Annotated in this window: 17 protein-coding genes and 1 pseudogene; 6 read left to right on the top strand and 12 right to left on the bottom strand. The window is 70.4% G+C overall.

Annotated elements, in window-relative coordinates; genetic code table 11:
• Positions 1-1,070 (top strand): NADase-type glycan-binding domain-containing protein (locus tag ACTWQE_RS22085; protein ID WP_443330749.1); only part of this gene is annotated, 1,070 nt, incomplete at its 5' end.
• Positions 1,071-1,259: 189 nt separating this feature from the next.
• On the opposite strand, the gene ACTWQE_RS22080 is transcribed toward ACTWQE_RS22085, so the two are convergent.
• Entirely contained in the window at positions 1,260-1,655 is a 396-nt protein-coding gene (locus tag ACTWQE_RS22080) for a hypothetical protein (protein WP_443330748.1), read from the bottom strand.
• Positions 1,656-2,111: 456 nt separating this feature from the next.
• On the opposite strand from ACTWQE_RS22080, the gene ggt reads away from it, so the two are divergent.
• Positions 2,112-3,977, top strand: a complete 1,866-nt coding sequence (gene ggt / locus ACTWQE_RS22075) for a gamma-glutamyltransferase (RefSeq protein ID WP_443330747.1) — start codon at positions 2,112-2,114, stop codon at positions 3,975-3,977.
• Between the two features lie 151 nt (positions 3,978-4,128).
• On the opposite strand, the gene ACTWQE_RS22070 is transcribed toward ggt, so the two are convergent.
• Entirely contained in the window at positions 4,129-4,356 is a 228-nt protein-coding gene (locus ACTWQE_RS22070) for a DUF5133 domain-containing protein (RefSeq protein ID WP_443330746.1), read from the bottom strand.
• Positions 4,357-4,797: 441 nt separating this feature from the next.
• Here ACTWQE_RS22070 and ACTWQE_RS22065 point away from each other — a divergent pair, with 441 nt between their 5' ends.
• Positions 4,798-6,918 (top strand): catalase, encoded by a 2,121-nt coding sequence (locus ACTWQE_RS22065; RefSeq protein WP_443330745.1) that lies wholly within the window; start codon positions 4,798-4,800, stop codon positions 6,916-6,918.
• A gap of 102 nt (positions 6,919-7,020) precedes the next feature.
• Here ACTWQE_RS22065 and ACTWQE_RS22060 read toward each other — a convergent pair whose 3' ends face one another.
• The 9 genes from ACTWQE_RS22060 to ACTWQE_RS22020 form a co-directional block, all read right to left on the bottom strand.
• On the bottom strand, positions 7,021-8,103 hold the full coding sequence (locus ACTWQE_RS22060) for a prephenate dehydrogenase (RefSeq protein WP_443330744.1): 1,083 nt from the start codon (positions 8,101-8,103) through the stop codon (positions 7,021-7,023).
• Between the two features lie 105 nt (positions 8,104-8,208).
• The gene (locus ACTWQE_RS22055; protein ID WP_443330743.1) at positions 8,209-9,180 is read right to left on the bottom strand and encodes a DMT family transporter; all 972 of its coding nucleotides are present in this window, start codon (positions 9,178-9,180) and stop codon (positions 8,209-8,211) included.
• Positions 9,177-10,424: an aminotransferase-like domain-containing protein gene (locus ACTWQE_RS22050; RefSeq protein ID WP_443330750.1), complete on the bottom strand. Its 1,248-nt coding sequence runs from the start codon at positions 10,422-10,424 to the stop codon at positions 9,177-9,179. The genes ACTWQE_RS22055 and ACTWQE_RS22050 overlap by 4 nt, the downstream gene beginning before the upstream one ends.
• 68 nt (positions 10,425-10,492) lie before the next feature.
• Positions 10,493-11,404, bottom strand: a complete 912-nt coding sequence (locus ACTWQE_RS22045) for a phytanoyl-CoA dioxygenase family protein (protein ID WP_443330742.1) — start codon at positions 11,402-11,404, stop codon at positions 10,493-10,495.
• A gap of 16 nt (positions 11,405-11,420) precedes the next feature.
• Positions 11,421-12,584, bottom strand: coding sequence for an alpha-hydroxy acid oxidase (locus ACTWQE_RS22040; RefSeq protein ID WP_443330741.1), 1,164 nt, complete (start codon positions 12,582-12,584; stop codon positions 11,421-11,423).
• Positions 12,581-13,687, bottom strand: a complete 1,107-nt coding sequence (hppD, locus tag ACTWQE_RS22035; protein WP_443330740.1) for a 4-hydroxyphenylpyruvate dioxygenase — start codon at positions 13,685-13,687, stop codon at positions 12,581-12,583. Before hppD ends, ACTWQE_RS22040 begins: the two co-directional genes overlap by 4 nt.
• A 520-nt stretch (positions 13,688-14,207) precedes the next feature.
• Entirely contained in the window at positions 14,208-18,320 is a 4,113-nt protein-coding gene (locus ACTWQE_RS22030) for a Pls/PosA family non-ribosomal peptide synthetase (RefSeq protein ID WP_443330739.1), read from the bottom strand.
• Between the two features lie 11 nt (positions 18,321-18,331).
• Positions 18,332-19,867, bottom strand: a complete 1,536-nt coding sequence (locus tag ACTWQE_RS22025; protein ID WP_443330738.1) for an aspartate aminotransferase family protein — start codon at positions 19,865-19,867, stop codon at positions 18,332-18,334.
• Between the two features lie 214 nt (positions 19,868-20,081).
• Positions 20,082-20,387, bottom strand: coding sequence for a hypothetical protein (locus ACTWQE_RS22020; protein WP_443330737.1), 306 nt, complete (start codon positions 20,385-20,387; stop codon positions 20,082-20,084).
• A gap of 295 nt (positions 20,388-20,682) precedes the next feature.
• On the opposite strand from ACTWQE_RS22020, the pseudogene ACTWQE_RS22015 reads away from it, so the two are divergent.
• The 3 genes and pseudogenes from ACTWQE_RS22015 to ACTWQE_RS22005 all read left to right on the top strand — a co-directional run bounded on the left by ACTWQE_RS22015 (position 20,683) and on the right by ACTWQE_RS22005 (position 24,367).
• Positions 20,683-22,129 (top strand): annotated as a pseudogene (locus tag ACTWQE_RS22015) (purine-cytosine permease family protein).
• Positions 22,130-22,362: 233 nt separating this feature from the next.
• Positions 22,363-22,653, top strand: coding sequence for a hypothetical protein (locus ACTWQE_RS22010; protein WP_443330736.1), 291 nt, complete (start codon positions 22,363-22,365; stop codon positions 22,651-22,653).
• 1,567 nt (positions 22,654-24,220) lie between these two features.
• Positions 24,221-24,367, top strand: coding sequence for a hypothetical protein (locus ACTWQE_RS22005; protein ID WP_443330735.1), 147 nt, complete (start codon positions 24,221-24,223; stop codon positions 24,365-24,367).
• Between the two features lie 362 nt (positions 24,368-24,729).
• Here the strand turns inward: ACTWQE_RS22005 and ACTWQE_RS22000 are convergent, their stop codons facing one another.
• Complete coding sequence (locus ACTWQE_RS22000; protein WP_443330734.1) at positions 24,730-25,551, bottom strand: lasso peptide biosynthesis B2 protein; 822 nt, start codon at positions 25,549-25,551, stop codon at positions 24,730-24,732.
• Positions 25,552-25,554 lie beyond the last annotated feature (3 nt).

Below are 25,554 nucleotides of genomic sequence, written 5' to 3'. Positions count from 1 at the left end.
GGACCGACGGGGCGGACGCGGCACACCCGAGGGACGGGATGGGCGGCAGCGCGGACGGCGGTTCCGGCGCCCGGTCCGATTCCGGCGCCCGGTCCGACGGCAGCGTGCCGGGCGCGCCCGGCGCCGCCGACGACCCCCGCCCTGAGGAACGTCCGTCCGCGGCGGACGCGAACGCCGCGGAAGAGCGCGCTCGTGCGCTCCTCGTGCCTGTTGCGGATCGTGAAGCCCGTACGGTCGCGGAGCCGTCGGTGGCACCGGTGCTGCCCGGCAGGCCGTCGGCGGCTCGCCCGCGGGTGAACGCCCCGGTCCCCGATGACGACACCGGTGGAGGTACGCCCTGCCCGTGGTGCTCCACGCCCAACCACCCCGACCGTCACTTCTGCCGTCGTTGCGCCATGCGGATGGCCGGTGGTCCGACAACTCCCGTTCGCCGCCCCTGGTGGCGTCGTCTGCTGGGCTCCCGGAACAGGGAGGAGCCGTGGGCGGGTGATCGGCCCCGCCTGCGCCGGGCACCGCTCCGCCTGGCCCCTTGGGTGCTCGGGGCCGCGGTCCTGGGCCTGCTGGTGGCGGTCGCGTTCAACGCGGTGCCTGCCGCCCAGGCGGTCCGGGACCACTTCGCCAAGCGAGCCCCGCTGGCCCCGGACTCCTCCAAGGCGTCCCGCTCGTTCCCCGGCCACGGCCCTGTGCTCGCCTTCGACAGGCTCAGCAATACGTGGTGGGGCCCGGGTCTCTCGGGCGGAGGCGAAGGCCAGTGGCTGGAGGCCCGCTTCGCGCGGCCGGTACGTCTGCTGGACCTCGTCATCACTCCCGGCCAGTCGGCGCGGCTGAACGAGTTGTCGAAGTCGGCGCTCCCCCACCGGGTCGAAGCCCGGATCACCACGTCCGACGGCCGCACCACGACCAAGAACCTCACCCTCGATCAGGGAGGCCCCCAACGCCGCGCCTTCCGCGCCCGTGACGTGGTCGCGGTCCGCTTCACCGTGCGCTCGTCCTACCAGGCAGCCGGAAACAAGCAGGTGGCCATCGCCGAGATCGAATTCTTCGGCCCTTCCACCGGGGGCACCTCATGACCTCCGCGGGCTCTTCCTGAGGGTCGACCGGCGTCGCCCACCGGTCGAGCGGAACCCGGGCGGAGGCGGGCCACCCGCTCCGGACCGACCACCCGGCCCGCGTCGCCCCCTCGGCCGGGAGCCGGTCGGCCGCACCGGCGGCCGTCACCCGGGCCCGGTGCCTCTCCGGGACGGGGAAGGCAACCGGCTTCAAGACAGCGACGGCCGACGGGGCGGCGTACGCACCATCGAGAAACGTCCTCGACCGCGCGGTGCCAGCAGCGCGGCACCGGCCACCGCCACCACCGCACCGGCGGACAGGAAGCCCCGGGTCGAACGCCAGGACAGCACCGACCACCGCGACTGGGCGGACAGCATCGACCCCACGCTCAGCCACGATCCCGCTGAGATCAGCGACAAGGCGGAACCGATCGAGCCGGCCGACAGGGTGCTCCCGACCGACCCGACGGACAGCACCGACCCGACCGACCCGATGGACAGCACCGAGCCCACGGAGCCGATCGACAACACCGAGTCCCTCGACCAGAGGGACAGGGGCGAATCCGTGGACACATCACACCTCGAGGACGCGGAGAGCTCGGCCATGGGGCCATCCTCCCCCCAACTCGACGTCGCCGCAGCTCTGCGGCGGGCGTGAAGGGCCACCGCTCACCGGCCCCCCGAGCCGACGTCAAGAATTCTCCGACCTGCTGAACGACCCGGCCTTCCTTGACATCCCACAGGTCACGATCTCCGCATCGGGCCGCCGTCCCCCTGAGGGCCGCCCCCCTGCGAGTCCGCCCCGTTCGTCCGCAGACTGATGGCGGCTCGCCAGGCGCCTTCCCGGTCTTCCGCGGAGGTCTGCGCGGGAGACCGCCGCGAACCGGTGCCCTCGCGTACCGTCGTGCGGGACCCGGCCGCGGCGCTCCCCGTTGGCCGACACGCCCGGGATTACCGAGCGGAACCTCAGATTACGCGCAAATCTTGAAGCTCATCGTTGCTGGTCAGCTCCGGCACTGCCAGGGTTTCGGCAACCCCTCGACCCAAGTCCTCGGAGGCTACATGGCTGTCCGCCGTGCCGCAGTCGCTGCCACGTCCGTGGTCGCGCTCGCCCTTCCCCTGCTGGTCCACACAGTCGCCGCCCATTCCTCCTCGTCCCCGCACGGCGCCGTGTCCGCCTCCACCGGCTCCGGGCTCGAGCCCCCCGCCAAGCAGCCGGTTGCCACCGGCAGCGGCGGCGCGGTCTCGAGCGTCAACCCGTACGCATCCCAAGCCGGGCTCGATGTGCTGCGGCAGGGCGGCAACGCCGTGGACGCGGCGGTGGCCACCGCTTCCGCGCTCGGCGTGGTCGAGCCCTACTCCGCGGGGGTGGGGGGCGGCGGTTATCTGGTCTCCTACGACGCCTCGTCCGGGAAGGTGCGCACCATCGACGGCCGGGAGACCGCCCCGGCCCGTATGCGCTCGGACTCCTTCATCGACCCGGCGACGGGCAAGCCCATCCCGTCATCGGAAGCGGTCAACTCCGGGCTCTCCGTGGGTGTGCCCGGTACGCCCGCCACCTGGCAGAAGGCCCTGGACGACTGGGGAACGGTCTCCCTGGCGAAAGCCCTGCGCCCCGCCACCAGGCTGGCCGAGGACGGTTTTGTCGTCAACGACGAGTTCCGGGCCCAGACGGCCATGAACGAGGACCGCTTCCGCGACTTCAGCTCCACCACGGAACTGTTCCTGCCCAACGGCGAACTCCCGGTGGTGGGTTCGCGCTTCCGCAATCCCGACCTCGCCCGGACCTACCGGCAGCTCGCCCATGAGGGCGTCGACGCGCTCTACCGCGGCGACATCGGCCGCGACGTGGTGCGGACCGTCCGCAAGCCGCCGGTGGCCGCCGGCTCCGACCACACGGCCCGGCCCGGACTCATGGAGCGGCGCGACCTCGCCGACTACACGACCGTACGCCGCGCCCCGACCCGGACCTCGTACCACGGGCTCGACGTCTACTCCATGGCGCCCTCCTCGTCCGGCGGTACGACCGTGGGCGAGGCGCTGAACATCCTGGAGAACTTCGACCTCTCGCCCGCCGACCGGGGCCAGGCGCTCCACCATTACCTGGAGGCCAGCCGGATCGCCTTCGCCGACCGCAATCGCTGGGTGGGCGACCCGGCCTTCTCGGACGTGCCCACCAAGGAGCTGCTCTCCAAGGGATTCGCCAAGGACCGGGCCTGCCTGATCCGCTCCGACGCCACGCTGACCAGCCCGCTGGCTCCCGCGGACCCACGCGGTACGGGATCGGGCTGCGTCCGTGGCACCGGGAACAAGGAGCCGCACGAGGGGCCCTCGACCACCCATCTGGTGACCGCCGACCGCTGGGGCAACGTCGTCTCCTACACCCTGACGATCGAGCAGACCGGCGGCTCGGGCATCACCGTGCCCGGACGCGGGTTTCTCCTCAACAACGAGCTGACCGACTTCGACTTCGCCCCCCTCGACGAGGGGACGCCGGATCCGAACCTGCCGGGGCCGGGCAAGAGGCCGCGCAGCAGCATGTCGCCGACGATCGTGCTGGAGGACGGCAAGCCGAGGTTCGCCGTGGGCTCGCCGGGCGGCGCCACCATCATCACCACGGTGCTGCAAACCCTGGTCAACCGTCTGGACCTGGGCATGTCGCTGCCCGAGGCCGTCGCCGCGCCGCGGATCTCCCAGCGGAACCGGACCACGACGGAAGCCGAGCCGGCGTTCCTGGACTCGCCCGAGCGCAAGGAATTGGAGGGCATCGGCCACCGCTTCGTGCCGGCGCCGACGACCTTCACCCCGTCGCCGGAGATCGGGGCGGTGGCCGCGCTGGAGTTCCTGCCGGAGGGCAAGGTCTCGGCGGTGGCCGAACCCAAGCGCCGTGGCGGTGGCTCGGCGATGGTGCTGCACGAAGGCCGCTGACACCACCCGCTCCGCCTCGGCCCCGGGCGGCTCCCCCCGCCCGTCCGCCCCCTGCCCATCCGGCCCTCTGCGGGCTCGGACGGGCGGGGGGCGGAACGCCTCTAAAGCCCCCGGCTCCTGCCGGGGGCTGCTCCGTGAGGACGGGAGATTCTCAGGAACTGAGCACCGAGTCATCCAGGGTGCGCGCGCCGGGCAGTTGATGGCGGGCCGCGACCAGCGCGCTTTCGGCGTCCTGGGTTCCGGTGGACACACACATCGCGTAGGCGACGTCCTCGAATTCCTGACGAACCTCGGGGCCGCCCCTTCCCGCGTCGAGGACAGCGAGGGCTTCGTACCGCTCCACCAGGTTCTTCAGAACCGCGGGGTGGGCCATCAGCATGCTCGTCTCCTTCTCTTCCACGGGGACAACCGGCAACTGGGCGTCCGCCTACCCCCGGACCAAACGATCAATCGACAGCAGTCCGGGCGAGGTGAGGAAGACGCGTCACAGGGCGCTCCGGCAGGGCCTCACTCCGGGTTACGACCGTGGGCCGGACCCTCAGAGGAGATGCCGCCGCAGCCGGTAGGAAGACGGCCTCCTCATGTCCCCGTTCCGTGGCCATCCGATTCCCAGGTGTCATCCCGGCCGGTCAGCTCCTCCCCCCGGGGCGGCCCCACGCATACGACGGCGGCCGGGCGGCCCGGCCGCCGTTCCGGAGCAGGCGGGTCCCGGGGAGAGCCGCGGCCGCGGCGGTCTCGGGTGCACCGGGTTTGAGCGAGCGCACGCACGGCACTCGCAACGGGATCGCGCCCAGAGGCGACGTCCGCGAAGGAGACGACCATGGCCAGCCACGCATCCCGCCCCACCGACGCCAAACAGCGGCAGCGCGAGCAGCATCACGCCGCCGACCCCGCCGGCGGCCCGCTCACCACGGACCAGGGCGTCGTGGTCGATCACACGGACGACTCCCTCCAGGTGGGTGAGCGCGGGCCCACCCTCCTGGAGGACTTTCACTTCCGCGAGAAGATCACACGTTTCGACCACGAGCGCATTCCGGAGCGCGTCGTCCACGCCCGGGGCGCGGGAGCGTACGGCTTCTTCGAGCCCTACCACTCCTGCTCGGAGTTCACCAAGGCCGCCTTTCTCCAGGACCCGTCGGTGCGAACCCCGGTGTTCGTACGCTTCTCCACCGTCCAGGGACCGCGGGGCTCCGCGGACACGGTGCGCGACGTTCGTGGATTCGCCACGAAGTTCTACACCGCGGAGGGAAATTACGACCTGGTGGGAAACAATATGCCGGTCTTCTTCATCCAGGACGGCATCAAGTTCCCGGACTTCGTGCACGCGGTGAAGCCGGAACCGCACAACGAAATCCCCACCGGCGCCTCCGCCCACGACACCCTGTGGGATTTCGTCTCCCTGCAGCCCGAGACGATGCACATGATGATGTGGCTGATGTCCGACCGGGCGATTCCGCGGAGCTACCGGACGATGCAGGGCTTCGGGGTCCACACCTTCCGCTTCGTCAACGCCGAGGGGCAGGGCACCTTCGTCAAATTCCACTGGAAACCGAAGCTCGGAGTGCACTCCCTGGTGTGGGACGAGGCCCAGGAAACACAGGGTAGGGACCCGGACTTCAACCGCCGGGACCTGTGGGACAACATCGCCGCCGGGAACCACCCCGAGTACGAGCTGTGTGTGCAGCTGGTCCCGGAGACCGACGAGCACTCCTTCGACTTCGACCTGCTGGACGCCACGAAGATCATTCCGGAGGAGCAGGTCCCCGCCCGCCCCATCGGGCGTATGGTCCTCGACCGCAACCCGGAGAACTACTTCGCGGAGACCGAGCAGGTGGCCTTCCATACGGCCAACGTCGTACCGGGCATCGACTTCACCAACGACCCGCTGCTCCAGGCCCGTAACTTCTCCTATCTGGACACCCAGCTGATCCGCTTGGGCGGCCCCAACTTCGCCCAGATTCCCGTCAACCGGCCGGTCGCCCCGGTGCGCAACAACCAGCGCGACGGATACCACCAGGGCCAGATCCACAGCGGCACCAGTTACAGCCCGAACTCCCTCGGCGGCGGCTGCCCCGTCCACACCGGAGCCGACCCGAGCGCCTTCAGCCACCTCCAGGAACGGGTGGACGGACGGAAGATCCGCAAGCGCAGCGAGAGCTTCAAGGACCACTACACGCAGGCGGCACTGTTCTTCCTCAGCATGGCCGACTGGGAGAAGCAGCACATCATCGACGCCTTCCGCTTCGAGCTGGGCAAGGTGGGGTCGATGCAGGTGCGCGAGCGGACCGTCGAGCAGCTCGCCCATGTGCACCACGGCCTGGCCACCGCCGTCGCCGAAGGCATCGGTGTCGCTCCGCCGGAGAAGGAGGACACCCCTCAGCCCGAGCCGTCACCCGCGCTGAGCCTGGCCGGTGAGAACAACCGGGGTGACGGGAGTATCCGCACCCGCCAGGTCGCCGTGCTCGTCGCCGACGGGGTGGACGCCGCCCAGGTCGGCGCGGTCCGTGAGGTACTGGAGGCCGGTGGCGCCGTCGTCGAGGAACTCGCCTTCCACGACGGGTCGGTGCGCGACGGCGACGGCCGTGAGCACCGGGTCGACCGGGCCCTGCCCACGGTCGCCTCGGTGCTGTACGACGCGGTGGTCGTGCCCGGCGGCCCGTCGAGCGTGCAGGAGCTGGTCGCCGACGCGACGGTCCTGCGGTTCGTACGAGACGCCTACCGGCACGGCAAGCCGGTCGGGGCCCTCGGCAGCGGTGTCGGCCTCGTGGCGAAGCTGGAGCCGGAAGGACTGCGTCTGGCCGGTGACGGCGACGGCGCCGTGGCGGATCACGGCGTGGTCAGTGACACCTCCACCGGCGGCGCCGGTGAGGAGTTCCTCTCCCAGCTGACCGCGGCGGTCGCCGCACACCGCCACTGGGACCGGCCGCCGGTCCGGCACTGAGCAGTGACCGCTGCCTCTCCCGGGTGGCGCATGTGTGCGGCACCCGGGAGGGCGGCCCGGCATGCCGGCGCCCGGAAACGGAACGACGACCGGCGCGGCGGATCAGCAGCGGACCGCCCAACCGCGGCTGCGCAGGGCGTCGGTGAGGGGGCGGGCGGCCGTGGGGAGGACCATGAGTCGCACCGCGTCGCCCCGCCGGCCCGTTGTCTCCGGGAACACCATGTCCTCCAGTTCCACCTGTGTCTCGCCGATGTCGTCGAGCAGCCGCGCCACCTGTCCGTCCTGGTCACCGGCCGGAACCGAGACCGAGAGCGCGGTCCAGGCGCCGGAGCGGCGGGCCGCTATACGAGCGTGTCCCGCGCCGCCGCGGCGCAGCATCTCCGCCAGATCGGCCAGGGCGCCGTCGCGGTGGGCCGGGTCACCGTCCGCCAGGCGGCGCAGGGCGTCGGCCGTTGTCGCCAGGTCGGCGACGAGTTGCGCCAGCGGCTCACTGATGGCGGCCGCATTGGCGGCGAGGATGTCGGCCCACAGATCGGCGTCGCCGGCGGCGATCCGGGTCACATCCTGTGCGCCGCGCCCGGCCAGTCGTACCGCGTAGTCCTCGCCGTCCAGCAGCCGGGCAGCGGTGAGGCTCGCCATCAGATGCGGCAGGTGGGAGACCAGGGCCACGGCGCGGTCGTGGGCGTGCGCGTCCAGGAGCACGGGCACCGCCCCGCACAACGCCACCAGTTCCAGGGCGCGGTTGAGAGCCGCCTCGCTGGTCTCGGGGCCCGGTGTCAGCACCCAGGGCCGGTCCTGGAACAGGTCGGCCCGGGCAGCCAGCGGCCCGGACCGTTCGCGGCCGGCCAGCGGATGCCCGCCCACCATGGTCGTGGCGTCACAGCCGAGTTCCCGGATCCGGGCGGAGGGCAGGCCTTTGACGCTCGCCACGTCCGTGTAGACCGTGGCCAGTTTGCGGGCCTGCTGCTCCGCCAGGGCGGCGGCGGTGTGCAGGGGCGGAACGGCCAGGATGGCGATGTCCACGGGTTCCGACGGTGAATCGGGCGTCCCCGCGCCTCGTGCGGCGGCGGTGCGTACGGTACGGGGGTCGCGGTCGAGCAGATGGGTGGTCACTCCCCGGGCGCTGAGCGCGAGGGCGATCGATGTGCCGATGAGGCCGGTGCCGACGATGGCGGCAGTACGCACGGTGGTACTCCTCGACCGAAGAGACGAGCGACGAGAGAAGTACGAGGCCGGCCGGGTCGTCCGTGCGGGCGAACCCCGGCCGGGCCTCGGAGATGGACGTGGGGGTTACTCGCCTGCTGAGTTCGCCGGCGCCGACCCTGGCGCGGCCGCGGTCGCGGACCCGGCGGGGGTACGGCCTTCCCGGTCGAGGCCCGCCACCCGCCGCAGCAGTTCCGGCTTGGTCAGCACGACGGCGTTACCGGCCAGGATCAGTGCGACCCCCACCAGGTCCCGCGCGGACCAGTGGAAGTCCTCGAACGCCGTGGACAGCAGCAGGGCCACGACCGGGAAGAGGACGGTGGCGTACGCCGCCCGCTCACCGCCGATGCGCCCCAGCAGCGTGAGGTAGGAACCGAAGCCGATCACCGAGCCGAAGACGGCGAGGTAGAGCAGCGAGCCGGTGTACTCGAGCGTGGGTTCGAACGCGGAGCCGTCGCCGAGGAAGAGGGCGAACGGCGCCATCAGCAGGGCTCCGTACGCCATCGCGTAGCCCGTGCTCTGCACCACCGGGATGCCCGTGGCCTGTGTCTTCCCGGAGACCACATTGCCCAGGCAGAACACCAGGGTGCCCACGACCGAGAGCAGGATCCCCTGCCCCGAGCCGGAGGAGAGGCTGAAGTCGGCGAACTCCGGCCAGAACACCGTGGCGATCCCGAGCAGGCCGACCGCTCCCCCGATCAGCACCCTCGGGGCGATGGTGCGGTGGAAGAACAGCCGGGCGAAGGCGATGTTCACCAGGAGGGACATCGCGAAGATGATCGATACGAGCCCGGTGGTCAGATGCTGCTCGGCGATGTAGAAGCAGAGGAAGTTCGTGGAGAACATCAGGGCGCCCATGAGGGCGAACTGCCCATGGGTGCGCGGCGGGTAGCGCAGCGGCAGTCCGCGCAGGCGGGCCCAGACCAGCAGGACCGCGGCGGCCAGGGCGAACCGGTAGGCGATCGACGTCGTGGGGTCCACCTCTCCGAGCTGGCCCTTGATCGCCAGCCAGGTCGAACCCCAGATCGCCACGGTCACCGCGTACAGCACGGCGTTCATGCACAGCTCCGTTCCAGCAGGGACACCAGACGGCTCGCTCCCTCGGTGACCTGGTCCGGTGTGAGGTAGCTGAGCGACAGCCGCATCTGGTGCCGTCCGCCGCCGTCCGGATAGAAGTAACTCATCGGTGTCCAGATGACCCCGTGGTCCCGGGCGGACACCTCCAGCAGCGCGTTGTCCGCCGGGACGGGCAGGGTGAGGGTCAGGAAGAATCCGCCCTCGGGTGCGTTCCAGTGGATACCGGCCGCCTCTCGACGGTCCGGCGGCAGCAGGCGGTCGAGACAGTCCAGCAGGGTCGTCAGATTCTCGCGGTAGAAGTCGGTGGCCGCCTTGTTGGCCTTCCGCAGGCCGTAGTCGTGCGTGATGAGCATCCCGCCGATGACGGCCTGGCTGAGCGCGGGAGTGTTCACCGTGACCATGCTCTTGACCTTGGACAGCTCCTCGGCCAGGAGGGTGCGGCGGCCGTCGGGCATCCGGACCTGCTGGTCGGCGACCACATAGCCCACCCGGGCGCCGGGGAAGCAGGTTTTGGCGAAGGAACCGAGGTAGATCACGCGACGCAGGCAGTCGAGCGCCTTCAGCGTGGGCCGCCGGGTGCCGGTCCGGGTGAAGAAGCCGTACGGGTTGTCCTCCAGGATCAGCAGGTCCTCCACGTCGGCCAGCTCCAGCAGGCGGCGGCGGGCGGGCACCGTCATACAGGTTCCGGTGGGGTTGGAGAAGTCGGGCACCACATACAGCGCGCGGGCCCGCTTCCCGGCCCGCCGCAGTGCGGTGACGGTACTCCGCAGCGCCTCGGGGTCGATCCCGTCCTCCCCCTCGGGGACCGGCACGGTCTCGATGTCCAGCAGCCGGGCCGCCCCCGTGATGCCGATGTAGCACGGCGAGGGGACCAGGAGGACGTCGGAGGGGCGGGCGAACAGCGCCCGCAGGGCGATCAGCATCCCCTCCTGACAGCCCACGGTGACCACGACGGACTCCGGATCGGCGCGGATGCCCTCGTCGTTGACCAGGGTCCGGGCCACCAGCTCGTGGATATGGCCGTTGGTGCGCCCGTACTGGAAGAGCAGGGTGCGCACCTCGTCGCGGGTGCGGCCCAGGTCGTCGGAGAGGTGCCGTACGTAGGTGTCGAGGTACTCGCCGATCCGCTCGACCTCGAACAGGCCCTCGTACGGGCGGCCGGGGCCGAAGGAGATCGCCTCCGGGTGGCGTGAGGTGATCTCGTTGAGGAAGTTCATCACCTCCATGAGGGGGTCGGAGAGGGAACCGTGCAGCTCGTCGGCGGCCAGCACAGTGGTCGGGGAGGTGCAGTCCCTCACCGGGGGTCCTCCCACAGGACCGGGCAGAACTCCGGGTCGGTGTAGTCGGGGTGGCCCTGGGCGTCCGTGCGGACGAGTACGTCGTTGTTGTAGACGACCAGGTCACCCGAGGACAGTTGGAAGGGCCGCCACTGGTTGGTGCGGTCCTGCAGATGGAGGGAGATGGCGCGGCGGGGGCGGTCGCTGCGGTTGTGCCCGCTGCCGTGGTAGGTCCGGCAGTGGTGGAAACTGATGTGCCCCTTGGGGATGTTCACGGGCACCTTGCGCACCTCGACGTTGTTGTAGGCGGCGTTCTCCTCGAGCATCTCCTCGAGTTCGGACCGGTCGCGTTCCGCAAAGTGGCGGGAGGTGGAGTCATCGTTTCCGGTCTCCTTCCAGGTGTGGCTGCCGTCGATCATCGTGATCGTCCCCATCTCCTCGTCGCAGTCGTGGAAGGGGATGAACGCGGTGAGCATCTCGTCGGAGGAGCAGGTCTGCCAGTAGTGGCGGTCGAAGTGCCAGGGCACGATGTTCCGGGCGTCCTCCGGGCGCGGCGGCTTGTGGATGAGCGTGCTGTTCCACAGCCGTATCCGACTGGTCCGCGCGATGCGTGCCGCGACCGCCGCGACGACGGGCTTGGACAGGATGCGGCGGATGGTGTCGTCCTCGTAGAAGATGTAGTCGTTGTGCCGGTGCACATCGCCCTGCTCAGGCTCCCAGTAGGCCAGGCGCGGCGGCCGCCGGGGCAGTACGCGGTCACGGTGGCCGTCGTAGAACCGGTCGGCGGCGGCGGTGAGGGTGTCGACCTCCTCGTCCGTCAGCAGCTTCTTGGACAGATACCAGCCGTGCTCCTGGTAGAACTGCACCTCCTCCTCGGAGGGCAGGAGAGCCTGCTCGTCAGGGGTGAGAGCGAAAGGCGTGTCGTTCATCGAGATGCCGTCCCTGTCAGTCGTGGTGCGGTTGTGCGTAGGAGCAGGAGAGGGAGTGGGGGTGGAGCAGGTCCCGGCCGATCGTGTCGAGGCTGGGCCGGCCGCACAGGGCCATGGCGTCCTCGAGTTCCTGGTGCAGGGCGGAGAGGACCCGTTCGGCACCGGCGGCACCCTCGACGGCCAGGCCCCAGAGAACAGGGCGGCCGATCAGCACCGCGCGGGCCCCGAGGGCCAGTGCCTTGATGACGTCGGTGCCCCGCCGGATGCCGCCGTCGACCAGGACCTCGCAGTGCGCGGGTACGGCTTCGACGACTTCGGGCAGGGCATCGAGTGCCGCCACCGCGCCGTCGAGCTGACGGCCCCCGTGGGTGGACACGATGATCCCCTCGATCCCCAGGTCGGCCGCGCGCCGGGCGTCCTCCGCGGTGAGCACGCCCTTCAGTACGAGGGGCAGCGGGGTCAGTGACCGCAGCCAGGCCAGGTCCTTCCAGGTGAACGCGGCGTCGATGTGCCGGGCGGTGTGCACGGCCAGGGCGGAGGCACCCGACCGGCCGTCGTGCAGTCCGTGCGCGGAGCCGTCGTCGAGGTTGGCCGGCCGGATGTGCGGCGGCAGGCTGAAGCCGTTGCGCAAGTCTCGCTCCCGGCGTGCCATTCGGGGGGTGTCGACGGTGATGGTCAGGGCCCGGTACCCGGCTGCCTCGGCCCTGCGGACCAGGGCTTCGGTGATCTCGCGGCGGCGCATGACGTAGAGCTGCAGCCACAGCGGACCGGTGGCCGCGGCGGCCGTCTCCTCCAGCGTGGTGCTGGCGAAGGTGCTGGTGACGGTGAGCGCGCCCACCGCCCCGGCCGCACGCACAGTGGCCGTCTCGCCCTCCGGGTCGACCAGGCGGTGGTACGCCATGGGGGCGACGCCGACGGGGAAGGCCACCGGGCTGCCCAGCAGGGTGGTGCCCGTCTCGCAGTGGGACACATCCACGAGGGTCCGCGGACGCAGTCGGTAGCGGGCGTAGGCGTCCCGGTTGGCCCGCAGAGTTGTCTCGTCACCGCTGCCGCCCGCGATGTAGTCCCACACGGACCGGTCGAGCCGGGCACGGGCGGCCTTCTCGTAGTCCCGCGGGTGCACGAGCGTGGTGGCGGCCGGGCGCTCATGCCGGACCGGCGGGCCGGCGGGGAGCGTCATCCGGCATCCGGGGCGGCGGCCCCGACCGGCGCGGCGACGGCGTTCGCGGCGTTGGCCCGCTCGCGCTCCACCGCTTCGTAGAGGGCCTTGATGTTGCCGCTGCCGAAGGTACGGGCCTCGACGCGCTGGATCAGCTCGAAGAACACGGTCCGGCGGGCGTAGGGCGAGCGGGTGAACACCTGCACCAGGTGCCCCCAGTCGTCCCGGTCCACCAGCAGGCCCAGTTCCTGGAGGACCTCGGTCTCGATGTCCACCTCGATGCCGCGTTCGGACAGTGCGGCGTAGTAGCTCGCCGGGGTGTTGAGCAACTCGACCCCGTTGCCGCGCAGTTCCCGCACGGCGTGGACGATGTCGCGCGTGCCGTAGGCGACATGCTGAACGCCGGGACCGTCGAAGCTCTCGAGGAAGTCGTTGAGCTGTCCGCGGTCGCTGATGGGGTCGGGTTCGACCATGGTGAAGGTGACACCCCGGGTCGCGTCCTGGACGACCTTGGAGTCCATGGCCTGGCCACCGACGACGATGTACTCGTCGTAGGTGTGCTTCAGGCCCAGAGCGCGCTGGTAGAAGTCGACCATGGCTTTGAGCGAACCGGGCCGCAGGCAGAGAGCCAGGTGGTCGACCGATCGGAGCAGATCGGGCCCCGGTGCGGCGGCGGTGGGTCGGTAACGTCCGGGCAGAAAGGGGCCTGACGGATCGTCACGTTGTACGAAGCTGTGGACCAGGTCGTTCGTGACGGCGATGGTGGCCACGGTGACACGGCCGTCGCCGTCCTCGAAGGTCCGCGGCTCGGCGACGGGCTCGGCCCCCGCGGCCACCGCTCGGGCGAAGTCACCGGTGGCGTCGTCCGTACGCAGGGCCACGTCCCGCACCCCGTCGCCGTGCCGGCGTACGAAACGGGAGGCCTCGTGGTCGCCGTGGAGTGCGGAGGTCAGCACGAGGCGGACGCCACCGTGCGCGAGCACGAGCGACCTGACGCCCGGGAGTCCGGTGAGGGGACCGGCCTCGGCCACGACACGGAAGCCGTAGGCACTGCAGTGATAGTGGGCGGCCTGGACGGCATCGCCCACGAAGAACTCGATGTGGTCGACAGCTTGCACGGTCACGTTGATCCCATCGGTCGTTCTGTCGCTCTGTCGTTCTGTCTGCTCAGTCGCGCGGTCGCCCGGAGCGGCAGCGGGGCGCGGTGGTGGTGCTCCCCCGAGCCGCGACACGTCCGCGTCGCGAAGTCTGTGGCGTCGGGAAGAGGGACGGACCATCCGATCGCCAACCAAGGGTCGGCTATACGGTGAGCCGTTCGTCATTGCCGAACGTGGTTCATCTCACTCGATCGCCCCCTTGCCCGTCAACCCCCTTTGCCCGATGGGAAGTTGAGTCAGCGGGCGGTTGCCTTCCCGTCGTCTGCACGGCACCACGGCGTTGCCCGAAAGCACCTCGACCACCGCCCATGCCTCGTGATATTGAGGCCTTGCAGGCCGCTGACCTTCACAGACCAGGGCGAGGTCCGCTCCGCGCAACGGACCTCGCCCTCGGTCCGAAGGCCGCTGCCGTCGCGGAGACAGGGGACGGCGGTATCCGACGCTGTGTGAGCTCCCCGCAGCGGCCCTGGGCCCGGCTGCGGGGAGTTCACGTTCCTCGAGCGGACGGCGCCGGTTCCTGGATCTCCCGCGCCGGGTTCCCCCGCCACCGTGCCGCGGGGGTGACCTCCTGGCCCTTCATCAGGAAGGAGTCGGGGCCGAGCACCGCGCCGTCGCCCATCGTCACCCCGTAGTGGACCAGAGCGCCGGTGTCGAGCGTGCAGCCCGTACCGATCGTGATGCGGTCGGACTTGAAGGTGCCCTCCTCCAGTGAGTGGCACTGGATCGTGGTGCCCATGTTCAGGGCGCAGTCGTCCCCGATGGTGACGAGGGTTCTCTCGGGTATGCCGCAGCCGTCGTCGAAGACCCTGCGGCCGATGCGCACCCCCGCCAGCCGCCAGATCACGCTCTTGAAAGGGGTGCCGTTGAACAGCGGCGCCATGGTCAGCTTCCAGTGGCGCTCATGACGCCAGAAGTACGGATCGTAGATGGAGCAGAAGCGCGGGCGCAGGGGGCGGAACCCCATCGCGGCCCGTTCGGCCAGGACGGACAGGACGATGGTGGACAGCAGAGCGAGCACGGTCGCCGTGGCGACCACGGAGGGTCCGAACCGCGCGTACTGCTCCACGGCCATCGCGGCGATCAGTACGACGACATAGAACTCGATCCACTTCACCAGCAGATACAGCGCGATGGTGACGACGTTGTGCCGGGTCTTCGCGGCCAGGCGGCGGCGCAGCTCGTCCCCGCTCTTGAGGTGGTCGAAACGGCTGTCGCGCTGCACCGACCGGGGGATCTCGAAGCAGGGCGACCCCAGCAGTCCGATTCCCTCCCGTACGGCGCCGTCGATGGGCACCATCACCTTCGTACCGAGCAGACAGTTGTCGCCCGTCCTGGCCCGTGACGGATACGAGACGCCGTTGCCGAGGAAGTTTCGGGGGCCCAGTTCGGCCCGGGTGAGCCGGAAGGAGGTGGAGGAGAAGTCGGCGTTGATGACCGACAGCCCGTCGGAGACCATCGTCCCGCTGCCGACGCGGGTCAGGTACGGCGACTCGTGCTTCTGCCCGACGCCGAAGTTCGACCCGGTCTGCACGACCCGGGAGAGGTCCCATCCGAGGGCGCGCAGGTAGTGGACGATGAACGCGCTGTCGCCGAAGAGGACCATGTAGGCCTTCATGTTGGTGATGCGCGCGATGGTCCGCTGGAGCGAGTAGTGCACCCCGTACAGCGGATAGACGGTGTCCGGCTTGAGCGGGAGGTTCAGCAGGCGCGGGACGGTGACCACGAAGGCGAGTCCGGCGAGCAGGGGGCCGAAGAAGAGTACGAGGGAACCGAGGAGGTTGTCGCGGTAGAAGGCGAGGGCACCCGCGCCCGCGTGCGCCGTGGTGAGGAACCACGGGAGCAGCGTGCCCAGGACTCCGAGGCCCAGCGGCAGATAGACGAAGGGAACGGTGAGCAGCTGTACGGCGGCGTACAGAGCTCTCTTCGGGGTGCCGCACCGTGCGGGTCCGACCGCGCGGAAGTCCACCTCGGCGGGCTGTGCCGGCGACCCCTGCCATGCCTGCCCGTCGGGCACCGTCTGCGCGGCGTGGAGGGAGGAGGAGTGGCCCAGTTGGGATCCGTCGCCCATGGACACGTCGATGTCGAGCACCGTGCCCTCGCTGACGAGGACGTCGCTGCCGAGGGTGACGGGGCCGGTCCGGATGCGTCCGGCCATGGCCCGGTAGCAGGTGAAGTACGCGTCCTTGCGGATCACCGTGTTCTCGCCGACGGTGAGCAGGTCGGTGCAGACGGGCAGGGAGCGGGAGAAGATCACCGTGCCGCGTCCGATCTTCGCACCCAGCGCCCTGAGGTAGAGCGTATAGAGCGGTGAACCGGCGAACAGGACCAGCGGGTTCAGCCGGACCAGCGTCTTGACGGTCCAGAAGCGGAGGTAGGCCACGGTCCAGATCCGGATCTCCTGGCGCTTCCACCGGCCGACGAGTGTCCACTTCACCAGGATCGGCACGGTGGACACGGCCAGGAAGGTCGCGGCGCCGAACGCGGTCGCGCGCAGGTAGCTGTCGATCGGTCCGGACGCGTCGGAGACCCAGTCGTAGCCCTCGAACAACAGGAAGGAGCCGGCGTAGGCGTATCCGAGGAAGAGCAGGAACTGCAAGGCCCCGCACAGGGCGTACCGTGCCATTCCGACCGGGCGCGAGGCACGGCTCGGGGCCGGGGCCGGGGCCTCGGCGGAAGCGGGCGGCAGGGTGGTGAGGGCGGCGGCCAGCCGGGTGACCGTCGGGTTCAGATAGACGTCCCTCATCGAGACCGGGGGCAGTCCGGTCCGCTTCCGCACCCGCGCGCAGAACTGCGCCATGAGCAGCGAGTTCGCCCCGAGCTCCTCGAAGAAGTGGCTGTCGGCCGAGACCTGGTCCAGGTGCAGCGCCTCGGCGAGAAGGCGGGCGAGGGTTTCCTCGGTGGGGGTGGCCGGAGGGGTGTACCGGTGATACGCGGCGAGGCTCCGCGGGCCGCTGGGCGCGGGGAGGTGTGCGCGGTCGGCCTTTCCGCTCGGCAGCATCGGGAGGGCCGCGAGCTCTTCCAGGTAGGCGGGGACCATGTAGCCGGGCAGACTGCGGCGCAGCTGCTCGTGGACGCGGCTGCGGTCCGGTGCGGCGGCGCCCCGGTGCGGGCTGTAGTAGGCGACGAGCTCGACCAGGCCGGGCTCCGGTTCGTAGGTGTCGACCACGGCCTGGGCGACGCCGGGCATCCGCAGCAGCACCGACTCGATCTCGCTCAGCTCGATCCGGTACCCGCGGATCTTGACCTGGGTGTCGATACGGCCGTGGTACTCGATCTCGCCGTCGTCGTTGACCCGGCCGAGATCGCCGGTCCGGTAGATCCTGCCGGACGGGTTGTTGGCGATGCCGAGGAAGTCCGGGATGAAGGCCCGGTCCGTGAGGTCGTCGCGGTTGACATAGCCGCGGGCCAGGCCGACGCCCGCGAGGCCGATCTCGCCCGTTTCCCCTGGGCGCAGCGCCCTGCGCTCCGCCGGGTCGAGGATGACGGCGGAATAGGTGGGCAGCGGCACGCCGATGGTCACCGGCCCGTCCGGGTCCACGGGGGCCCAGGTCGCGGTGACCGTGGCCTCCGTGGGTCCGTAGACGTTCAGGAATCTGCGGCCGGGCCGGTGCCAGCGGGCGATGAGGTCCTTGGGACATGCCTCGCCGGACACCAGCAGGAAGCGCAGGCCGGGGAGGTCCTCGTCGAGAGTCGCCAGCAGGGTCGGGACACAGCACAGAGCGGTGACCTCATGCGCCGCGAGGAACTCCCACAGCTCCCGGCCGACCAGGGCGGAGCCGCCGGGCCGGGGAACCAGGGTCGCGCCCACCATCAGCGGCACCCAGATCTCCTCGACGGAGAAGTCGAAGGCGATCGTCATGCCCTGATAGACGCGGTCCTGCGGCCGCAGCCCGTAGATCTCGCCGGCGACGCGGACGAAGTTGCAGATGCCGGCGTGGGTGATGGCCACTCCCTTGGGACGGCCGGTGGAGCCGGAGGTGTAGATGATGTAGCAGAGGTCGTCGGGCAGCTCCTCTTCCGGCACGCGGCGGGGGCGGCGGCCGTCCTCGGCGGCGAGGAGCGCCCCGGCCTCGTCGACGCACAGAACCGTGGCGGCCGTCGGCCGCAGGCGGTCCCGCACCCGCGAGTGGGAGAGCACCAGCCGCACTCCGGCGTCCCGCACGATGTAGCTCAGCCGGTCGGGCGGGAAGGAGACGTCGAGCGGCACGTACACGCAGCCGGTCTTGAGGACGGCCAGCATGCCGACGTAGGAGTGGACGGCCTGGTCGAAGAGCAGCCCGACCCGCTCACCGGGCCGTACTCCCCGGGCGAGCAGATGGCGGGCCAGCTGGTTGGCCCGCTGGTCCAGCTGGTCGTAGGTGAGGACCGTATCGCCGGTGTCCACGGCCGGCCGGCCGCCCGCGCCGCTCTCCCTCAGCCGGTCGCAGCGGTCCTCGAAGAGGTGCTCCAGCCGCTCGCCCGGCCGCCAGCGGATCGTCTGGTCGCGCCCGGAGGCCAGGACCCGGTCGGGCGAGGGTTCGTGTACGGCCTCAAAGCTGGGGAGGTTCGCCACGTCGCTGCGGCGCTTCGTTACGTCGCCCGGCTCGACCCGCGTGCTCATAGGTCCTCGCCTCAGGGGGAATCCGGAAGCGGGCTCACCCCACCGGGTGCCGTGTGCCCCCGGCCGGGTCCGGCGTCGCCGAGCGCGGCCTCCTGAGCGGTCGTCGTGGTGGACGGCGCCACGGTCGGGCGGGCGGGGGGCCGCCCGGCCGCCGGAGTGGACGACGGTGTCGTGGGAGAGCACTCCACGATGTCGGCGATGAGGATCGAGCAGGCGGTGTCGACGACGTCGGCGGTCACATTGAGGGGCGGGAGCATCCGGACGACACAGTCGTCGCGGCCGCCGAGCTCGACGATCAGCCCATGCCGCAACGCGCGGGCCTGCACCTCGAGGGCAAGTGGGCCGGCGGGCCGGCCGCTGTGCGGATCCGCGAGCTCGACACCCCACATCAGGCCGCGACCGCGTACCTCACGCACCCAGGGCTCGTCCTTCAGCTCCTTGAGCCGGGCCTCGATCTGCTCGCCGCGCCGCCGGACGTTGCCCAGTACGTCGTCGCGGCGGAAGATACGGATGGCCTCGGTCCCGGAGGCGAACGCCAGCTGGTTACCGCGGAAGGTTCCGGTGTGCGCGCCGGGAGCCCAGACGTCCAGCCGCTCGTCGTAGAGGATGAGCGCGACCGGGGCACCGACTCCGCTGAGCGCCTTCGACGCGACGATGACATCGGGCTCGATGCCGTACTGCTCGAAGGCGAACCAGGTTCCGGTACGTCCGCCGCCGGTCTGGACCTCATCCACCACCAGAGGAATGTCCAGGTCACGGGTGAGAGCGCGCACCCGCCGCACGAAGTCGGGCTGTGCGGGCACGACGCCGCCCTCGCCCTGCACCAGTTCGAGGACGACCGCCGCGGGAAGGGGGATCCCCGCCAGGCTGTCGGTCAGCGAGTGTTCGAGGTAGCCGACGCAGTTGGTCGCACACGTGTCCAGGCTGAGGCCGACCGGGCATCGGCTGCAGTAGGAGTACGGGAAGAAGTGGACGCCGGGGACTCCGTTGGCGACGGGCTCCTTCTGCGCCACCGTGCCGCTGAGCGCCATCGCCGCGTGGGTGCCGCCGTGGAAGCCGCCCTGGAACGAGATGATGTCGCCCCGTCCGGTCGCGGTCTTGCAGAGCTTGGTGGCGGCCTCGACCGCGTTGGCGCCGGTCGGCCCGCAGAAATGGAGTTTCATCCTGCTCCGGAGGCCGGGCGGCAGCATGGAGAGCTGGGCCTCGGTGAACGCGTCCTTCGCCGGGGTGGGGAAATCGAGACCGTGGGTGAACGTGGTGAGCTGATCGGTGACCGCGGCGACCAATTCCGGGTGGTTGTGCCCCAGCGAGAGCACACCGGCGCCATTGAGGAAGTCGATGAAGACGTTGCCGTCCAGGTCGCGCACGAAGCTGCCGAAGCCCTCCGCTATCGCGATGGGCAGATGCCTCGGATAGACCCTCGCGTTCGACTCATGGCGCCGTTGCCGCTCGAGGAGTTCCGAGGAGCGCGGTCCCGGCAGTTCGGTGTCGACATGCGGATGGGTGGTGGTCTCAGGCGTGGTCTCAGGCTGCTGGAGCGTTGTCATCGGAATTCTCCGGCACGGTGGTGGACTTCGATGCTCCTGTCCGGAGCCCTCATGGATGCGGCGTGCCGCCGTGGACACGGTCCGTCACAACCGGTACCGCTCCACGATCCAGAGGATCACTGATTACCAATACGGAGCAGAAAGACATTTGGATTGGTCTGCGAAGAAAGCCCCTGCACAACGATCACCAGGACCATGAGAGAGCGGGGAAACGTCAGGGACGGGGGTCGGTACGCCGCCACGCGGGGCGTGCGTCGGTTCCCCTCCGGCCCGCCACCGAGGCGCACCGCCGGCACACCCGCTGGACACGGTCGGCCGCGCCCCCGGACTCGGGGAGGGCGTCGGACCACACGACGTGGGGGAACCGGACGAGTTGTGACCGGCTGAGGGCGAGCCCGCACACCGTCTGGTTCCGGCCCCGCTCCCATGCGTGCACCTCGCCGGCGGGACGTCGGACACCGTCCTCCTCGTCCACCCACTGGCCGGATGCCGCGACCGCGTAGCTCTCACGTACTGCCACGAGGGACGGGGTTCCCCCGGCTCCGCCCGCCACACGTGCCTGCCCGGGCGCGGCCCGCCCCCGGCAGATGAACGGAACGTACATCCGCACCCCGAAAAATGGATGATCACGCATCTGGTCATGCCGACCCGTACGCAATACCGTCCCCACCACCCCCGGACCGGGCGCGGTGCCGCTCCCCCCTGCGGCGCCGCGCCCTTGCCGGAGCCCCGGCCGACCTCGCGCCCGACGCGGCGCACGTACCGCCCGCCGTGATGTGCCCCTGCCCGTACCGGCATCCCCCGAGGAGCCCCCTTTGGCCGAGAACCCGACTCCCGCCCCACCGCCGCTGACCGAGGTGGAGCCCTACGGCGTGGAGAGGATCCCCGACGCCGACCGCACCGCCACGCCCTTCGACCTGTTCCGGGTCGCCTTCGGCGGCGCCAACACGTTCTCCACCTGCGTCCTGGGCGCGTTCCCGATCCTGTTCGGCCTGTCCTTCTGGCAGGGGCTGGCCGCGACCGTGCTCGGGGTGGTCGTCGGGGCGCTGATCCTGTGTCCGATGGCCGTCTTCGGACCGGCCAACGGCACCAACTAGCAGGAAGAGCGCCGTGGCGGCCGTGACAGCGATCTTGTTGATGAAGAGCATGAAGCGGAAGCCGTAGACGCACACCACCAGCACCAGGACGGCGAACAGCGCGTAGGCGACGGCGTAGGAGACTGCCGTACCGGACAGCCCGAACAGCCGGTGGGCACCCCCGACCAGGGCGTCGCCCGAACTCCACACCGAGAGGGAGAAGAACGCCACCGCGGTGAGCAGCGAGAGGAACGAGCCCACCACACGGCCGTGCACGCCGAGGTGGGCCGAGGAGGAGACCGCGGTTCGGCGGGATCGCTTTCGCCGGCGATTTCGACCCGTCGTACGCGGGCACCTACACCGCGTCCGCCGCGCCCGCGACCCAGGCGCTCCTTCTGGCCGTCCTTCATCGGCGCCGCGCTGATCGTCCTGTCCAATCCGGTCTCCTTCGGCGCGTTCCTCGGCGACTGGTCCCGCTACATCCCCGCTCACACCCCCCGACTTCGTCGGCGGGCTGCTGGCCGTCTCCCCCGGCTGGTACTTCCTGCCGGTCTGTCTGCTGGCCCTGATCGGCGGCATGGCCACCGGCACCACCTCCCTCTACGGCACCGGGCTGGACTTCTCCTCCGTCTTCCCGCGGCTCTCCCGGGTGCAGGCGACGATCATGGTGGGCGTCCTGTCCATCATCTTCATCTTCATCGGCCGTTTCTGGCTGAACCTGGTGCAGAGCATCTCCACCTTCGCCACGGTGATCATCACCTGCACCACGCCGTGGATGGTCGTGATGATGCTGGGCTACCTCACCCGCCGCGGCTGGTACGACCCCGAGGCTTTGCAGGTCTTCAACCGCCGGCAGCGCGGCGGCCGCTACTGGTTCGCCCACGGCTGGAACTGGCGCGGGTTGACCGCCTGGTGGGTCGCCGCCGTGACCGGCGTGCTCTTCACCAACATCCCCGGCCAGTTCGTCGGTCCGCTCGGGAACCTCGCGGGCGGCGTCGACATCAGCCTTCCGCTGTCCCTGGCCGTCGCCGCCGTGCTGTTCCTGGCCCTGCTCGCCCTCTTCCCGGAGCCGCGCGCCGCGTACGGTCCGGAGGGCGCCCGTCTGGTCCGCACCGCGGACACCGCCGTACCGCCGATCACGGGTCCCGCCCCCGCGGACACGGTTCTCGCCACCGCCGAAGCCTGACACCCCCCGCCGACGGCGGTGGGCGCCGCCGTCGAGGGGCGACGCGTGGCCGGCGGGTCGGCAGCCAGTCTGTCCGGGCCCGTCCGGACAGTGCTGGTCAGGCGTGCGGCCTTGTCCGGGACACCGGCCTTCCCTTGCGACGGCGCGATCCGCCGCCACAGGGTGTGTGCCGGGCCGGTCGGCGCTTCCGATCGATCGCCCTCCACCTCGGACTCAATCCTCTGGAGGCTTCCATGCGTCTTCGTCATGCCCTCATCAGTACGGGTCTTGGAACCGCGCTCGCCCTGGGCGTCATGACCGTCCCCGCTCAGGCCAGGCCTGCCGGCTGCTGGACCGAGAAGACCAGTCCGTCCTTCGGACGGGGAGCATGCAGCGACATGTCCGGCGGCGGCATGTGGCGGCTGGGCATCAGGTGCACCGACGGGGACTGGAAGTGGTCGGCCTGGAAGAGGACCACCACCCCCACCAGCCTGCGCTGTAACAGCGGCTCCATCATCGGCAGCCCCTGGATCGACGTCGCCTGATGAGCGGCTCGCCCCGCCCCTGCGTCTCCTTGGCTGTGGGGTTGTGAGGGGGGCTGGGGTGCAGCGGGAGGGTGGCTGCGTCCCTCGGGCGGTCCATGGCGAGGGACGGCCGCGTCGCTCGGCCGGGTCCATGGCAATGGCCGCATCGCTCGGCCGGTCCTCTCCCGGTCCCGGCGTGCACTGCTTCCGGGTGCGCCCGCGTCCGGCTTGCCATCACGGGGGGCGGCAAGCCGGACGGCCGGTGGGCCGGACGGACGGTGCGGACCGGTGTCCCGGACTGTCCCGGACGGGCGGCGGCCCACCGGCCCACCGGCCGAACACGCTCGCTGAGGCTCGCTTCGGGGGGCGGGCGTCCGCCCGGCGCCCTGGCCGACGAGATCCGCACCGTACGACACCGCTGACGCCACCGCCGTGGCACGCGCCTGTTGCCTGCGCCACCGCGGCCACTGCCTACGGCACAGTAAGGACATGAACGCGGACGACAGGAACCTTCTGGCCCGGGCACGCGCGATGACCACGCCTCCCGCCCAGGACCGGGACCGGCCGCGGCGTTCGGCTCCGAGCAGCTCGGTCCGAGCCCGTCGATGAACGGTCCGGCGGGTTGCTGTATCGGTCCGGGGGCGTGGAGTTCGTCCTGTTCCGATCGGCGGGAGCCTCTCCCGGCACCTTCATGCAGACGGCGTGGGAGGTCGACGCCATCGAGACGGTCGTGTCGGAACTCCGACGGCACGGCGTGCTGTTCGAGGAGGTCGAGCTGCCGGGACTGCTGGCGGTGGGCGAACGAGGAACGGATCGTCGAGAACGAGGGGAAATACCCGAGCACGGGGTGCACGCGGCGCCTGGTTCCGTGACAGCGAGGGGAACATGCTCGGCACCCAGGCGCCGGTCATGTGAGCAGAGCACCATGGCCGCCGCCCGAGGCGCGCTCCGCGTCGGTCGTGGGCGATCGAAGCCGCCGCGGCCGGCCGGGCGGAGCTGCCGCCCGAGACGCGGCGGCCGCGGGCTTACGGCGACCACGCGGACCGTGCCGAGTCGGCGGTCAGGCAGATACTCGCCAAGATTCTTTCGGGGCGGCGCTGTTCCTTCCTTCGCCGTCCCCTCACCGTCAATTGGGCGCCTCCGCAGGGGGACCGGGGCCGTGCACCGTTCGATCCGATGCCGATGGTGCGGAAGTGGCATGGAGCAAGCTCAGCACGGCCCGACGCGTTCTGCGGGACCGGGCCGCTGGCGCGTGGCGAGTTGCGATCCCGCCGATCCGGTGCCCGTCGCCTCCCCATCGACAATTTTCCTTCCCGCACTCCGCATCGGGGCAGCGGGAAAGACAATTTGCAGACGACTCGGCAACGGGGCAGGCTTTTTGACGCGCTGAGACTTTCCGCCTGAAGATCCGCGACAGAGAACGCGCCTTGCCATCGGACGAATTGCGGCGGAAACTGGGTTCAGGCGTCCCTCACAAGACCGCCGAGGAGCTGCTTGCGAATATCCTCACAAGCGGATGGTCTCCCCCTCTCCCTTCCTGCGCCCGGGAGAGTTTACGGTCTTCGCGCCCACCGGAAGGAGGTGGAACGTGAACGTGAAATTCCGGGTGACCGCCCAGGGCACCGTACTGGTGCCCTGGAGGCGCATCCAGGTGATCGTCATCGTGGTCGTGGTGCTTCTGCTCGCAGTGCGTGGCAGTGTTGATCCGAGCCTGATCGAGGCGCTGATCAGGTAGTTCAGGTTTCGGGAGGGTCGTCCGGTGGGGCCGGGCGGCCCTCTCGGGCTGTGCGGACTCCACTACTGCGCGGTGGAGCCTCTGTGTTGAGCATAGCGGCTGTCCATCCGTTCGAAAACGGTCTCGCCTCAATTCTTTTTGTGAAACCGATCGGTAGGAATCGGGCCGACGCGCCGCGCTACGGCAATTTGAAGCGAGTCATCCACTTTACGCCACACCGTCGCCACAGGACGGTTCCCTCAAAGACAACACCAGGACTTCCTGAGAAATTGAAGACGGGGCCCGTACGGGACCGATAACTGGCCTTCATTTTGCGGCCGCCAGGCGTTCCGGGAACGTACACAGCCCTCGATTGGGCGTCGTCATACGGCCAATACCCGCCGGAACGGACCCCGCTCGGTGTCATCGGCAGACGTCACCGGCCGGCCCCCCGTCTCCAGCCACGCATGGAACCGGTACGGATCGTCGGCGCTCCCGATGCACCAGTCGGCGCTGAGACCGGCGAGCGCGAGTCCGAGAACCGCCCCCAGGGAGTGCTCCAGACAAGCGACACGGCCCGGATACCGGCGGCCCGCATGCAGTACGGCCTCGAATACCGAGTGCGCCTGTCGCGCGGTGGCCGTACGTCGGCACCATCGCCGTTTGAGTACCGGCAGCACGCGGAGTGTGAGACGGAAGGGGAGATGGAGCAGACACAGTGCCACGCCGAGCCCGATCGCCCCGGCGGTCCTGTGTCGCCAGCCGGGTGCCGAGGACGTTCCGGCTTCCGCCGCGTCACTCCGCTCCTCCTTCCGCCTGTTCGGCCCCTTGCGTGCGCCCCTCCCGCTCCGCCCGCCCTCCACCGCCGGGTCGTCGAGGGCCACCAGCCCTCGTTCGACTGCCCCCAGGTCTCGTTCCTCTCCCCCCGGGCTCCGTTCGACCGTCACCAGGCCTCGTTCCACCAGGTCGTCCGCGAGTCTCTCCGCGTCCGCACGCACCCGCTCCTCCCCGGCCTGCGGAAAGCGGCTCGTTACGGAGTGCACGGCCATGTCGAAGTCGCCTGTTCGGTGCCACTCGTCCCACAGCGCACGGGCGGTGCGATTCATCGCGTACCACTGGCCCGAACGGGCGTTGAGCAGCACCGTCCCGCCGTGAGGGGCATCGCTGGCGTGCACATGCTCGGGAATGCGGATACGGACGGTCATGAA

Origin of the sequence: Streptomyces sp. 8N706 (genome assembly GCF_052245415.1) — a bacterium.
Classification (GTDB): domain Bacteria; phylum Actinomycetota; class Actinomycetes; order Streptomycetales; family Streptomycetaceae; genus Streptomyces.
This window is presented reverse-complemented; position numbering and strand designations above follow the sequence as displayed.